The organism is Marisediminicola sp. LYQ134 (genome assembly GCF_046599635.1).
GTDB lineage: Bacteria > Actinomycetota > Actinomycetes > Actinomycetales > Microbacteriaceae > Marisediminicola.
In genome coordinates this window covers 165298-178596 of sequence record NZ_JBKIWP010000002.1, presented here as the reverse complement: position 1 = coordinate 178596, position 13299 = coordinate 165298, and the positions used below count along the sequence as shown (strand labels likewise).

Annotated in this window: 10 protein-coding genes; 3 read left to right on the top strand and 7 right to left on the bottom strand. The window is 67.9% G+C overall.

Going from position 1 to position 13299, the window contains the following annotated elements:
* Positions 1–84 precede the first annotated feature (84 nt).
* Positions 85–1590, top strand: coding sequence for an alpha-N-arabinofuranosidase (locus ACLHIH_RS09280; protein ID WP_411316510.1), 1506 nt, complete (start codon positions 85–87; stop codon positions 1588–1590).
* A gap of 135 nt (positions 1591–1725) precedes the next feature.
* Here ACLHIH_RS09280 and ACLHIH_RS09275 read toward each other — a convergent pair whose 3' ends face one another.
* From ACLHIH_RS09275 to ACLHIH_RS09250, 6 genes are all read right to left on the bottom strand, one after another.
* The gene (locus tag ACLHIH_RS09275; protein ID WP_411316509.1) at positions 1726–2751 is read right to left on the bottom strand and encodes a LacI family DNA-binding transcriptional regulator; all 1026 of its coding nucleotides are present in this window, start codon (positions 2749–2751) and stop codon (positions 1726–1728) included.
* Positions 2752–2779: 28 nt separating this feature from the next.
* A complete protein-coding gene (locus ACLHIH_RS09270; protein ID WP_411316508.1) occupies positions 2780–4228 on the bottom strand; it encodes a GH1 family beta-glucosidase in 1449 nt (482 codons plus the stop codon).
* Entirely contained in the window at positions 4225–5130 is a 906-nt protein-coding gene (locus ACLHIH_RS09265; protein ID WP_411316507.1) for a carbohydrate ABC transporter permease, read from the bottom strand. The genes ACLHIH_RS09270 and ACLHIH_RS09265 overlap by 4 nt, the downstream gene beginning before the upstream one ends.
* Positions 5127–6158: a carbohydrate ABC transporter permease gene (locus tag ACLHIH_RS09260; protein WP_411316506.1), complete on the bottom strand. Its 1032-nt coding sequence runs from the start codon at positions 6156–6158 to the stop codon at positions 5127–5129. Before ACLHIH_RS09260 ends, ACLHIH_RS09265 begins: the two co-directional genes overlap by 4 nt.
* Positions 6159–6262: 104 nt before the next feature.
* Positions 6263–7570 carry an ABC transporter substrate-binding protein gene (locus ACLHIH_RS09255; protein WP_411316505.1) on the bottom strand — a complete coding sequence of 436 codons (1308 nt, stop codon included), beginning with the start codon at positions 7568–7570 and terminating at the stop codon, positions 6263–6265.
* A 232-nt stretch (positions 7571–7802) separates the two neighbouring features.
* Positions 7803–9605, bottom strand: a complete 1803-nt coding sequence (locus tag ACLHIH_RS09250; RefSeq protein ID WP_411316504.1) for an MDR family MFS transporter — start codon at positions 9603–9605, stop codon at positions 7803–7805.
* 172 nt (positions 9606–9777) lie between these two features.
* Between ACLHIH_RS09250 and ACLHIH_RS09245 the strand changes: the two genes are divergently transcribed.
* Complete coding sequence (locus ACLHIH_RS09245) at positions 9778–10638, top strand: D-alanyl-D-alanine carboxypeptidase family protein (RefSeq protein WP_411316503.1); 861 nt, start codon at positions 9778–9780, stop codon at positions 10636–10638.
* A gap of 40 nt (positions 10639–10678) precedes the next feature.
* On the opposite strand, the gene pgm is transcribed toward ACLHIH_RS09245, so the two are convergent.
* Entirely contained in the window at positions 10679–12301 is a 1623-nt protein-coding gene (gene pgm, locus ACLHIH_RS09240) for a phosphoglucomutase (alpha-D-glucose-1,6-bisphosphate-dependent) (protein ID WP_411316502.1), read from the bottom strand.
* 40 nt (positions 12302–12341) lie between these two features.
* Between pgm and pheA the strand changes: the two genes are divergently transcribed.
* Positions 12342–13298 (top strand): prephenate dehydratase, encoded by a 957-nt coding sequence (pheA, locus tag ACLHIH_RS09235; protein WP_411316501.1) that lies wholly within the window; start codon positions 12342–12344, stop codon positions 13296–13298.
* Position 13299: the final 1 nt, after the last annotated feature.

Sequence of the window (13299 nt, the reverse complement as noted above, 5' to 3'; positions counted from 1 at the left end):
GCCGTCGGTAACCGTTGTAAATCGGATGCTCGGCGGGCCTGCACCGCGTCACGTCAACGAAGAGAGCACCGGGAGAATCACCAGATGGTCACAGCCGAAATCGTCATCGACCCCGCCGCCGTCGTGGCCCCGATCGATCGCCGCATCTTCGGCTCCTTCGTGGAGCACCTCGGCCGCTGCGTCTACGACGGCATCTACGAGCCGACGCATCCGACCGCCAACGACGACGGGTTCCGGCTCGACGTCGTCGACCTCGTCAAAGAGCTCGGCTCGACGACCGTGCGCTACCCCGGAGGCAACTTCGTGTCGGGATACCGCTGGGAAGACGGTGTCGGGCCGCGCGAGAGCCGGCCCGTCCGGCGCGATCTCGCGTGGCACACCCTCGAGACCAACCAGGTCGGAACCGACGAATTCGCTCGCTGGTGCGCCCTCACCGGCTCGGAGCTCATGCTCGCGGTCAACCTCGGCACGCGGGGCATCGAGGCGGCACTCGACCTGCTCGAGTACACCAACCACCCGTCGGGCACGGCGCTGAGCGACCAGCGCATCGCCAACGGGTCGGTCGAACCCCACAACGTGCGCATGTGGTGCCTCGGCAACGAAATGGACGGCCCGTGGCAGACCGGCTACATGACCGCCGACGACTACGGCAAGCTCGCCGCGCGCACCGCCCAAGCGATGAAGGCGGCGGACAAGACGCTCGAACTCGTGGTGTGCGGCTCATCCGGGTCGAACATGGCGACGTTCGGCGACTGGGAGCGCACGGTCCTCGAGCACAGCTACGAGCACGTCGACTTCATCTCGTGCCACGCCTACTACCAGGAGTACGGCGGCGACCTCGGGTCGTTCCTCGCGTCGAGCCTCGACATGCAGTACTTCATCGAGACCGTCGTGTCGACGGCCGACCACGTGGGCAACAAGCTCCGCAGCGCCAAGAAGATCAAGCTCTCGTTCGACGAGTGGAACATCTGGTACCTCGAAGAGCACCAGCAGTCGGATGAGATCAGCGACGAGTGGCTCGTCGCCCCGCGCCAGCTCGAAGACGTCTACTCCGTCGCCGACGCTGTCGTGCTCGGCAACCTCCTCATCACGCTGCTCAAGAACCACGACAGGGTCGCGTCGGCCTCGCTCGCGCAGCTCGTCAACGTGATCGCCCCCATCCGGACCGAGCCCGGCGGAGCGGCGTGGCGCCAGACGACCTTCTTCCCGTTCTCGGTCACATCGCGACTCGCTCGCGGCGAGGTCATCGCGCCGCGCATCCACGTCGACACCTACTCGACCAAGCGCCACGGTGACGCCCCGCTCGTCGACTCCGTCGCGACGGTCGACCGCGACGCCGGCACCGCCGCAGTGTTCCTCGTCAACCGCAGCCAGACCGAGTCGATCGAGGTGACGATCGACCTGAGCGGCCTCGCCATGTCCACGGTCACCGAGGCCGTGAGCCTCCACGACGACGACGTCTACGCCCGCAACACGGCGGACGACCAGAACCGCGTCGGGCTCGTCGACCTCGAGGGCGCCGAGCTCTCCGACGGCCGCCTCACCGTGACCCTCCCGCCGGTCTCCTGGTCGGCGGTAGCCCTGGCCTGACCCGCCCTGCCCTGCCCTGCCCCCAGCCCCCGCCCCAAACCACGCAGTTTCCGCGAGGGGATGCCAGATCCGGCATTCCCTCGCGGAAACTGCGTTCGGTGGGCGGGTGTCGTCCGCGTGGGGCGGAGGCGGGCGTCAGGCGGAGTCGCGCTCGACGAGTCGCGTGGGCAGGATGCGCTCGCGCTCGATGTCCTCGCCGCGCAAGCGTGCAAGGAGCATGTTCGCCATCGTCGCGCCCGTGACCTCGGCGGGTTGATGCACCGTCGTGAGGAGCACGTCGCCGTCGACCGCGGCGGGGGCGTCGTCGAAACCGACGACCGCGACATCAGCGGGCACGGAGCGCCCCGACTCCCGAAGCGCGGCGACCGCGCCCGATGCCATGAGGTCGCTCGCCGCGAAGACGCCGTCGATGTCGGGATGCTGCGCCAGCAGTTGTCGCATCGATGCCGCCCCACCCGCGCGAGTGAAATCCCCGCGCACGAGGCGCTCGCTCGAGAGGCCCGCCGCGTCGAGGGCGCGCTTCCAGCCGACCGCGCGATCGATGCCGGGACGCATGTCGTCGGGCCCCGCGAGGATCGCGATGCGCGTGCGCCCGATGTCGATGAGCTTCTGCGTGCCGAGCATGGCCCCCGCGACGTTGTCGACGTCGACGAAGTATGTCGGGGTCTCCGTCGACTGGAGGAGACGCCCGTTGAACACCACGGGGAGCGCGGCGGCGAGCTCGGTGAGCTCGATGTCGGTCGAGTGGTGCGACACCACGAGAGCACCGTCGACGTTGCCCCCGAGCAGGTAGCGCACGGTGTTGCGCGCCGAGCCCTTCGACTTGGCAAGCTGCAACACGAGCACGTAGTCACTGTCGTCGAGCACCGACGTGATGCCCGCGACGATCGACGCGAAGTAGGGGTCGCCGAAGAACCTCGTCGTGTCCTCCGGAACGACGAGAGCGATGGCCATGCTGCGCCGCTGCGCGAGCGACCTCGCCGCGCGATTGGGCACGTAGCCGAGAGACTCGATGGCGCGCTGGACGGTCGCCACGACATCCGCCGCGACCTTCGGCGAACCGTTGACGACGCGCGAGACGGTCGACCTCGACACCCCGGCCGCGGCGGCGACCGCTTCGAGCGTCGGCGCGGCCGACCGCGGCACGTGCTCGATCGTCATTGCGGAAGTCTAGTGAGCCGCCGCTGCGCTAGATCGTCCGGTCGGAAATGATTCGTCGATAGGCCAGGGCGCTGTCTTTGAGGGTGCGCTCCTGGGTGTCGTAGTCGACGCGCACGAGACCGAAACGCTTCTCGTAGCCCCACGCCCACTCGAAGTTGTCCATGAGCGACCAGTAGAAGTAGCCCTTGACGTCGATGCCGTCGTCGATCGCGTCGAGCACGGCGTCGAGGTGGCTGCGCAAGAACGTCACGCGCTCGGCGTCGTGCACCCGGCCGTCGTCGGTGAGCTCGTCGTCGTAGGCCGCCCCGTTCTCGGTGACGTAGAGCGAGACTCCCGCCGGTCGGGCGTAGTCCGTGTCGATGCGCTTGAGCAGTCGCGTGAGTCCCTCGGGCTGAACCTCCCAGCCCATACCCGTCTCGGGCAGACCGCGCGGGTGGTTGAAGACGCCCTCCGCCGCGGGGTAGGGCGAGCGTTTCGGTCGCTCGGACGGCGCACCGGTCGTCTTCGGGGCGGCCGTCGGGCGGTCGCTCACGAAGTCGCCGTGGTAGTAGTTCACGCCGAGCACATCGATCGGTGTCGAGATCGTGGCCAGGTCGCCGTCGCGGATGTGGTCGACGAGCCCGAACTGGGCCACGTCGGCGAGCACATCGACGGGATACTCGCCCCGGAAGATCGGGTCGAGGAAGAACCTGTTGAATTGGCCGTCGATGCGCCGCGCGGCGTCGAGGTCGCCGGGCGACGTGGGGTCGACCGGGTCGGCGACCGTGAGGTTGAGCGTGATGCCGAGCTCGAGCGACGCGTCGCGTTTGCGCAGCTCTTCGATCGTGAGCCCGTGGGCGAGGAGCAAGTGGTGGCCGGCCGCGAGACCGGCCGCGGGGTCTTGGCGTCCCGGAGCGTGCTCGCCCCCGATGTAACTCAAGAACGACGAGCACCACGGCTCGTTGAGCGTCGTCCACGCGTCGATGCGGTCGCCGAGCACATCGTGAACCGTCGCGGCGTATTCCGCGAACAGGTAGGCGGTGTCGCGATTGGCCCAGCCGCCCTTCTCCTCGAGAGCCTGCGGAAGATCCCAGTGGTAGAGCGTGAGCCACGGCTTGATGTCGGCCTCGAGCAGCTCGTCGACGAGCTTCGAGTAGAACCCGAGACCCTTCTTGTTGGGCTGGCCGCCGTCGGGGCGCACGCGTGACCACGACGTCGAGAAGCGGTAGGTCTGCACGCCGAGGTCGGCCATCATCGCGACATCCTGCGGATACCGGTGGTAGTGGTCGCACGCGACGTCGCCGTTGTCTCCGCGCACGACGGCCCCCGGCACGCGACTGAAGGCGTCCCAGATCGAGTCGGTGCGGCCGTCTTCGTGGGCCGCTCCCTCGATCTGGTATGCCGCGGTCGCGACACCGAACAGGAAGTCGTGGGGGAAGGATCGCGCAGGGCGATCCGCGCGCTCGCTCGAGGCGTGCGCTTCGATCAACTGGGTCATCCCTTTACTGCTCCTTGCATGATTCCGGAGATCAACTGTTTGCCTGCTATGACGAAGAGTACGAGCAACGGGAGAGTTGCGAGCACCGCGCCGGTGAGCACGATCGAATAATCGACGTAGAAACCGGACTGGAGTTGGCTCAGCGCCGTCTGCAGGGTGGGGTTGGTGGGGTTGAGCACGATGAGCGGCCACAGGTAGTCGGTCCACGCGGCCATGAAGGTGAAGAGCCCGAGGATGGCCATCGCCGGGCGAGCGGCGGGCACCGCGACGTTGAGGAACGTGCGGAACTGGCCCGCGCCGTCCACCCTCGCGGCTTCGAGCAGCTCGTCGGGGATGACATCCACGAGGTATTGGCGCATGAAGAACACGCCGAACGCGGTCACGAGGGTCGGCACGATGACGGCGCCGAGTTCGCCGGTCCAGCCCAGCTCGCGCATGACGATGAAGAGCGGGATGATGCCGAGCTGCGTCGGGATCGCCATCGTCGCGATCACGAAGATCATGAGCTTGTCGCGACCCTTGAACTTGAGCTTCGCGAAGGCGTAGCCCGCGAGGGTCGAGAACGTGATGACCGAGATGGTGATGACGCCCGAGACGAAGAGGCTGTTTCCGAGCGCGAGCCAGAAAGGCACGGCATCGAGCACGATCGCCGCATTGGCGAAGAAGTTGCCCCCGGGCAGGAGCGGCAGGGTCTCGCCCCGGGTCGCGTTCGTTCCGCTTCCGACGACGAACGACCACCACAGTGGATAGGCCGAGCCGAGAAGGAACGCGGTGAGGAGACCGTAGGCGAGGAAGCCCGGTCGGGTTCCGATCCCGGAGAACGACCGGCCGCGACGCGTGTCGCGCGGTGCCCGCTTGGTGCCTTCGGGCGCGAGGGGCGCCGCCTGCAGTTGTGAGGTCATGAGCGGCGTCCAGACTTTCTCTTGGAGGTCTTGCCCTGGTCGGCGAGGTTGTCGGCGGTCGCGATGCGCCTCGAGATGAGGAAGTTGATGAGACCGATTCCGACGATGAGGAGGAAGAGCAGCCACGCGATCGCGGCGGCCTTGCCGAAGTCCCCTCGGAAGAACGCCATCTCCCACAGGTAGAGCACGGTGGTCTGGAACTGGCGGTCGGAACCGCCGATGCCCCCCGCGTTCGACACGTCGAAGAGACGCGGTTCGGCGAAGATCTGCAGCCCGCCGATGGTCGACGTGATGATGACGAAGATGAGGGTGGGGCGGATGCTCGGAATCGTGATCGAGCGGAAGCGACGCACGGCGCCCGCACCGTCGATCGCGGCCGACTCGTGTAGGTCGCGAGGCACGGCTTGCATGGCGGCGAGCAGGATGAGCGCGTTGTAGCCCGTCCACCTCCAGTTGACCATCGTCGCGATCGCGAAGTGGCTCGCGAGCACGTCGTTCTTCCACTGGACGGGGTCGATGCCGACAACGCCGAGGACGTTGTTGACGAGACCCGAGGTCTCGTTGAACATGCTCGAGAAGATGAGGGCGACGGCAACAGGGGTGACGACGTAGGGGAGCAGCACGCTCATGCGCCAGAACGTCTTGGCTTTGAGCGCCTGGTCGAGGATCGCGGCGATGATGAGCGCGAAGGTCAGCTGGGGCACGGTGCTGATGATGAAGATGCTCAGGGTGTTGCGGATCGAGTTCCAGAAGAACCGGTCGTTGAGGATCTCCACGAAGTTCGCGAACCCGACGAACGCGCCCTGGCCCTGCAGGAGCTCCCAGTCGTGAACCGACACGACGAGCGTGTAGACGAGCGGAAAGAGGCCCGTGACCGCGAAGAGGAGGAAGAACGGCGAGATGTAGAGGTAGGGCGAGACTCTGAGGTCGAAACGACTGAGTCGCTGACGGAAGGTGAGCCGCTCGGTCGTCGCCGTCGGGGCGGGAGTGTCACCGCGCGTCGGCGGGCGACTGATGGTCGAAGTCATGGAGTGTCTCCTCGTCGAGGCGGGTGGTGGTGCGGTGTGGGCGTGAGGCCCCCGGTCGTCGCCGAGGGCCTCACGCGGTGATAGTGCTGGGTGACGCGTGCGACCTAGTCGACGAGCTCGCCGAGCAGCGTGATGGCCTCGTCCCAGGCCTCGTCGGCAGTCGCCTCGCCGCGGTCGATCTTGTCGAGCGGCGGGCCGAAGACGTTCTCCTGGATGAGCGAGTCGTCCGGTCCCTTGAACTGCGCCTGCACGCCGACGGCACGCTCGGCGAGGATCTCACCGGTCGGGGCGTCGTTCAGGATGGGGTCGGTCTCGCCCGCGGTCGCGAGCTCCTCTTGAGCTGCGATCGTGCTCGGGAAGGTTCCCGCAGCCTCGAACGCCTTGACCTGCTGGTCGGCTTCGGTCAGCCACGAGGCGAGGGCTGCGGCCTCTTCGGGGTGCTCGGAGGTCACGGGAACCGAGAGGAACGCTCCACCCCAGTTGGCCGGGCCGCCGGGGAAGACGTCAGCGAAGTCCCACCCGGTGGATGCGTCGCCGCCGCCGGTCTCGAGGCTTCCCTTGAGGTTCGCGAGCATCCATCCGGGGCACACGAACGTGGCGAAGGACTGGTCGACGAACGACCGGCCCTGGTTCCAGTCCCACTCCTGCTGGGCGGCGGAGAGGCCGTCGTCGGCAGCGTCGGTCAGGAGGGTCCAGCGCTCGGCGAGCTCGGGGTTGTTCTCGACGTTGAGTTCACCGTCGGCGGTGTAGTAGCCCTCGGGGAGCTGGTTGACCATGGCGTTCCAGACGAATCCCGACTGGTCGTACCAGGCCTTGCCGGTGGCCTCGTTGTATTCGCGGCCCACGTCGAAGAAGCTCTCCCAGGTGGCGTCCTCCCCGCCGAGGTAGTCGGCGAAGCCCTCGCGGTCGCTCGGGAGACCGGCAGCCTCGAGTGCGGGGCCGTTGAAGCACATGCCCTCGGGGCCGATGTCGGTTCCGTACCCGATGACGCGGCCCTCGGAGTCGGTCGCCTGCTCGTACTTCCAGTCGAGCCAGTCGCCGGAGCGCTCGTCGATGCCGTATTCGGTGAGGTCGACGAACTGGTCGCTGACCTCCATGATCTGGCCGAGCCATCCCTCTTCGATCGCTGTGACATCGGAGAGTCCGGAGCCGGCCGCGATCTTCGTGAACGCGTCGGTGCGGGCGTTTCCGCCCGTGTCGATGTTCGTCGCCTCGATCGTGATGCCGGGGTTCGCCTCTTCGTACTCGTCGTAGAGGTCGTCGAAGCCCATCTGGTTGAAGGTCGTCACGGTGAGCGTGATCTCGCCGTCTGCCGAGCCGCTCCCACCGCCTGACGAACAACCTGTCGCGAGAAGGGCGAATGCTGCTGCGCCGGCTATCGCCGTCGCCGTCGTGCGTCGTGAAGACCTCACGGTCACTCCTTTGTGTGCGTGGAAGGGAACGTGAGAGCGCTCCCACCACAGGTGTGAGAGCGCTCTCACGATAGTGTTCGCTACCCTGACATCCCCGCGCCGTGCCTGTCAAGAACTTTCTGAGAGCGCTCCCATGCCGAGCCGCCCCGCCCTGCCCCATTCCCCGCGCCCACCGAACGCAGTTTCCGCGAGCGAATGCCGGATCGGGCATCCCCTCGCGGAAACTGCGTACTCAGCGGCGCGCGGTGGGGCCGGGGGTGGGGGTGGCGGGCGCGGAGCTCGCAGCGGGGTCGGCGGCGCGGCCGGGGTCGACGAGCGCGCCCGTCGTGTCGGCGGCGCTCTGCGCGAGGAGCGCGGCATCCTCGTCGGCCGACTCCTGAATGGCCGACTTCTCGCGCAGCGGGGTCGCCTTGAGGAAGAAGCTCAAGACGAACGCGACGAGCACGACGCACAGGCTCACCCAGAAGACGCTCACGGCGGCGGTCGCGAACCCCTCGAGGAACGGCGCCGCGAGCCGGGGGTCGGCGTCACTCAAGAACGACGTGTCGCCGTCGAGCGCGCCCGAGAGCTTCGACGGGTCGGAGAGCAGAGAGAGGATGCCCGCGTTGGCGGGGTCGGCCTGCACCGAGGGGTCGGCGGCGAGCGTCTGCAGCGACTGCTGGGTCGACGTGCGCGAGAAGATGGCCGTGAGGGTCTCCGGAATCCGCGTGAACAGCACGGAGAAGATCACCGCGGTGCCGAGGGTTCCGCCGATCTGACGGAAGAACGTCGAGCTGGATGTCGCGACGCCGATGTCCCTCGGCCCGACCGCATTCTGGCTCGCGATCGTGAGCGTCTGCATGAGCTGGCCGAGGCCGAGCCCGACGAGGAGCATGCCGCCCATGAGAAACCACACGGGCTTGTCGTAGGTCGCGAACGTGAAGTAGAAGAAGCCCGCGGCCATGAGCCCGGTTCCGATGATCGGGAAAGGCTTGTATTTGCCGGTGCGGCTGATGATCTGCCCGCTCACGATCGACGAGATCATGAGCCCGCCGATCATGGGGAGGGTGAGGAATCCGCTCTCGGTCGGGGTGGCCCCGTTGACGAGCTGCAGGTACAGCGGGATGGTCATGAGGGCACCGAACATCCCGAACCCGACGAGCACACCGAGCACGGTCGCCATCGAGAATGTCGGCGAGCGGAAGAGCTTGAGGGGGATGAGCGCGTCGTCTTTCATGAGCTTCTCGGCGACGATGAATCCGATGATGCCGAGCGCCCCGACCACGTAGCACGCGATGGCGATGCCCGACGCCCAGCCCCACTCGCGCCCCTGCTCGGCGACGAGGAGCAGCGGAACCGCGGCGACGATCACGAGGGCGGCGCCCCACCAGTCGATGCGCACCGAGCGCGTGGCGCCGCGGGGCAAGTGCAGGAAGCGCAGCACGATCGCCATGGCGACGATGCCGATGGGGATGTTGATGAGGAACACCCAGCGCCATCCGGTGACGAAGAGGATCTCGTCGGCGCCCGCGAAGAGCCCCCCGACGAGCGGGCCGATGAGGCTCGAGACGCCGAAGACGGCGAGGAAGTAGCCCTGGTATTTGGCGCGTTCGCGCGGGGCGAGGATGTCTCCCATGATGGTGAGCGGGAGGGCCATGAGTCCGCCGGCCCCGAGCCCCTGCACGGCGCGGAAGATCGCGAGTTCGTACATGCTCGTCGCGAATCCGGCGAGTAGCGAGCCGACGAGGAAGACCGTGATCGCGATGATGAAGAGCGGCCGGCGACCGAAGATGTCGCTGAGCTTGCCGTAGATCGGTGTGCTGATGGTCGAGACGATGAGGTAGGCCGTGGTGACCCACGCCTGGAGGCTCAGCCCGTCGAGGTCGTCGGCGATCGTGCGCATCGACGTGCCCACGATGGTCTGGTCGAGCGACGAGAGGAACATGCCGCCCATGAGACCGAAGATCACGAAGAGGATCTGCCGGTGCGTCATCTTGACGCTCGGGTCGGCGACGGCCGCGGCGCGGGCGGTGGACGTGGAGGTGGCGCGGGACATGGGGCTCCGAAGTGAAGAAGAGGGTGACGAGAAGCGGAGGCGAACGCACGACGCCGCCGGTCACGCGGACCGACGGCGGCAAAATATTGCGTTGACTGCAAAGTTACACCCGCCGCAAGACTCTGGCAATACTCTCTTCGGTCAGATGCAGACCGGCGAATATGATCGGCAGGTGTTCCGACCCGCCACCCCTCGAACCGCCACGCGCCCGGCCGCCACTCGCCCGGCCGTCCTGCGCGCGGCCGCGACGCTCGCGGTCGCGGCCCTCGTGCTCACGGGGTGCGCGACGGATCGGGAGCCCCTCGAACTCGTGCCGGTGCCCGACGCGTCGGCGCCGCCATCCGCGAGCCCCTCGCCCAGTCCGACACCCAGCCCGACACCGTCGCCCACCCCCGAGCCGACGCCCGACGAGCCCGCCTTCGACGGTGACGCGTTCTCTCTCGACGACCCGAACAGCATCTGGGTCGTGAGCAACAAGCTCCGGCCGCTCGACCCGATCGACTTCGTGCCACCCGATCTCACGAGCGCCGCGGTGCCCTTTCAGGCGAACGCCGACCTGCGCGCCGAAGCCGCGACAGCGCTCGAGCGGATGTTCGCCGCCGCGACCGCCGAGGGGGTCGGCGCTCTGCAGGTGCAGAACGCCTACCGCTCGTTCGCGACGCAGACGAGCGTGCACGACAGGCTCGTCGCGCAACTCGGGGTCGAGCAGGCCCGCGCGCAGAGTGCGCGCCCCGGCTACAGCGAGCACCAGACCGGGCTGAGTGCCGACATCATGGCGGCCTCCGGAGTGTGCTCGATCCAGGCGTGCTTCGCCGACACCCCCGAGGGCGCCTGGCTCGCCCAGAACGCGTGGCGGTTCGGTTTCCACTTGCGCTACCCCGCCGACAAGCGTGCCGTGACGGGCTACGTGTTCGAGCCGTGGCACTACCGCTACGTCGGCGTCGACCTCGCGACCGAGATGCGTGACACCCGCGTCACGACGCTCGAGGAGTTCTTCGGCCTGCCCGCCGCACCCGACTACGCGCCGGAGTAGCGCCGGCAGTCAGCACAGACCCCGCGGTCACCGCGCCCGCTCAGCCCTCGAGCGCCGCGTCGACGATCGCCTTCGCCTCCGCCTGCACGAGCGCGAGGTGCTCGGCTCCGCGGAACGACTCGGCGTAGATCTTGTAGACGTCTTCGGTGCCGCTCGGCCGGGCCGCGAACCACGCGTTCTCAGTCACGACTTTCACGCCGCCGATCGCCGCGCCGTTGCCTGGTGCCTCGCTCAAGCGCGCGACGATCGGTTCGCCCGCGAGTTCCGTGGCGGTGATGGCGGCGCCGTCGAGCTTTGCGAGGCGCGCCTTCTGCTCTTTGGTTGCGACGGCGTCGATGCGCTCGTACGCCGGTGAACCGAACCTCTCGGTGAGGTCGGCGTAGAGCTGCGACGGCGTCTTGCCCGTGACCGCGATGATCTCGCTCGCGAGCAGGGCGAGGATGATGCCGTCTTTGTCGGTCGTCCACGTCGAGCCGTCGTGGCGCAGGAAGCTCGCGCCCGCGGACTCTTCGCCGCCGAACGCGACCGTGCCGTCGACGAGCCCGGAGACGAACCACTTGAAGCCCACGGGAACCTCGGTGAGGGTGCGCTCGAGCGATTCGGCGACGCGGTCGATCATCGAGCTCGATACGAGGGTCTTGCCGATCGCGGCATCCGCTCTCCACTGCGGGCGATGCGTGTAGAGGTATTCGATCGCGACCGCGAGAAAGTGGTTGGGGTTCATGAGGCCGCCGTCGGGGGTGACGATCCCGTGCCGGTCGGCGTCGGCGTCGTTGCCCGTGAGCACATCGAAATCGTCTTTGTGCTCGAGAACGGATGCCATCGCCGACGCCGACGACGGATCCATGCGGATCTTGCCGTCCCAGTCGAGGGTCATGAACGCCCACGTCGGGTCGACGAGCCCGTTGACGACGGTGAGGTCGATGTCGTACTTCTCGGCGATGAGCTGCCAGTAGTGCACGCTCGCGCCGCCGAGGGGGTCGGCGCCGATGCGCACGCCCGCCGAGCGGATCGCGTCGAAGTCGATGATCGTGGCGAGGTCGTCGACGTAGCGGCCGCGGTAGTCGTAGGTGTCGACGGCGCTCGGCTCCGCTCGCTTCACGTCGACGCTGCCCGCGGCGATGAGGTCGTTGGCGCGCGCGGCGATCCATCCGGTCGAGTCGCTGTCTGCGGGACCACCGTGCGGGGGGTTGTACTTGAACCCGCCGTCGCGCGGCGGGTTGTGGCTCGGGGTCACGACGATGCCGTCGGCCTGAGGCTCGCCCGGGTGCGCGAGGTTGTAGGCGATGATCGCGTGGCTCAGCGCCGGGGTGGGCACGAAGTCGTCGAACTCGTCGACGAGCGCGTGCACGCCGTTCGCTTCGAGCACTTCGAGTGCCGTCGTCTCGGCGGGGCGGGAGAGGGCGTGGGTGTCGCGCCCGATGAAGAGGGGCCCGGTGACGCCCTGCTCGGCGCGGTACTCGACGATCGCTTGCGTGATGGCGGCGATGTGCGTCTCGTTGAAGGCGCTGTCGAGTGAGGAGCCGCGGTGGCCCGAGGTGCCGAACACGACCTTCTGGTCGGGGTTGTCGACATCCGGAACCAGTCGGTAGTAAGCCTCGACGAGTGCGTGCACGTCGATGAGGTCGGATTCTTGAGCCTTCTGGCCCGCGCGAGCGTTCATGTGCCCAGTCTTCCATTCACGGGGCCGTTAGGCTCCCCTCATGCCCGAGCGTGATCAGCAGTCTTCCGCGACCTACAGCTATCTGGGCCCCGCGGGCACCTTCACCGAGGCGGCTCTCGCGCAGGTTCCGGAGGCGGCGGGCAAGCCGTGGCGTTCGGTCAACAACGTGGGCGAGGCTCTCGACGACGTCGTGTCGGGCCGCAGCGTCGCCGCGATGATCGCGATCGAGAACTCCGTCGAGGGCGGGGTGTCGGCGACCCAGGACGCCCTCGCCCGCATCCCCGATCTGCGCATCATCGGCGAATACCTTGTGCCGGTCAACTTCGTGCTCGTCGCCCGGCCGGGCACGACGCTCGACGACGTCACGGTCGTCAACGCGCACCCCGTCGCCTACGCGCAGTGCCACCTGTGGCTCGACGCGACCCTCCCGACGCACGGCCACATCCCCGCGACCTCCAACGTCGCGGCGGCGTCGTCGCTCTTCGACTCCGATCTCGCCGACGCAGCGATCGCGCCTCCGACGATCACGAAGCACCACGATCTCGTCGTGCTCGCCGAGAACATCGGAGACAATCCGCACGCCGTCACGCGCTTCGTGCTCGTGAGCCGCACCGTGTCGACGCCGCCGTCGACGGGGGCCGACAAGACGAGCATCATCGCGGAGCTCCCGGATGACCGCGCGGGCGCCCTGCTCGAGATGCTCGAGCAGTTCGCGACCCGCGGGGTCAATATGAGCCTCCTCGAGTCGCGCCCGATCGGCGATGCTCTCGGGCGCTACCGGTTCGTGATCGACCTCGACGGGCACATCCTCGACGAGCGCGTGGCCGACGCCCTGCTCGGCCTCAAGAGGTTCAGTCCGAGCGTCATCTTCCTCGGGTCGTACCCTCGGGCCGACAAGGCCGAGATCGAGGTCACGGAGCGCTACGGTGACGCAGCCTTCGTCGAGGCGCGCGACTGGTTGCGCGGCCTCATCGCGGGGGAGCCGAGCGCGAGCTGAC

Coding starts and splice junctions, on each gene's coding strand:
- ACLHIH_RS09270 (WP_411316508.1), bottom strand. CDS start 4,228: ATGACCCAGTTGATCGAAGCGCACGCCTCGAGCGAGCGCGCGGATCGC.
- ACLHIH_RS09280 (WP_411316510.1), top strand. CDS start 85: ATGGTCACAGCCGAAATCGTCATCGACCCCGCCGCCGTCGTGGCCCCG.
- ACLHIH_RS09275 (WP_411316509.1), bottom strand. CDS start 2,751: ATGACGATCGAGCACGTGCCGCGGTCGGCCGCGCCGACGCTCGAAGCG.
- ACLHIH_RS09265 (WP_411316507.1), bottom strand. CDS start 5,130: ATGACCTCACAACTGCAGGCGGCGCCCCTCGCGCCCGAAGGCACCAAG.
- ACLHIH_RS09260 (WP_411316506.1), bottom strand. CDS start 6,158: ATGACTTCGACCATCAGTCGCCCGCCGACGCGCGGTGACACTCCCGCC.
- pheA (WP_411316501.1), top strand. CDS start 12,342: ATGCCCGAGCGTGATCAGCAGTCTTCCGCGACCTACAGCTATCTGGGC.
- pgm (WP_411316502.1), bottom strand. CDS start 12,301: ATGAACGCTCGCGCGGGCCAGAAGGCTCAAGAATCCGACCTCATCGAC.
- ACLHIH_RS09250 (WP_411316504.1), bottom strand. CDS start 9,605: ATGTCCCGCGCCACCTCCACGTCCACCGCCCGCGCCGCGGCCGTCGCC.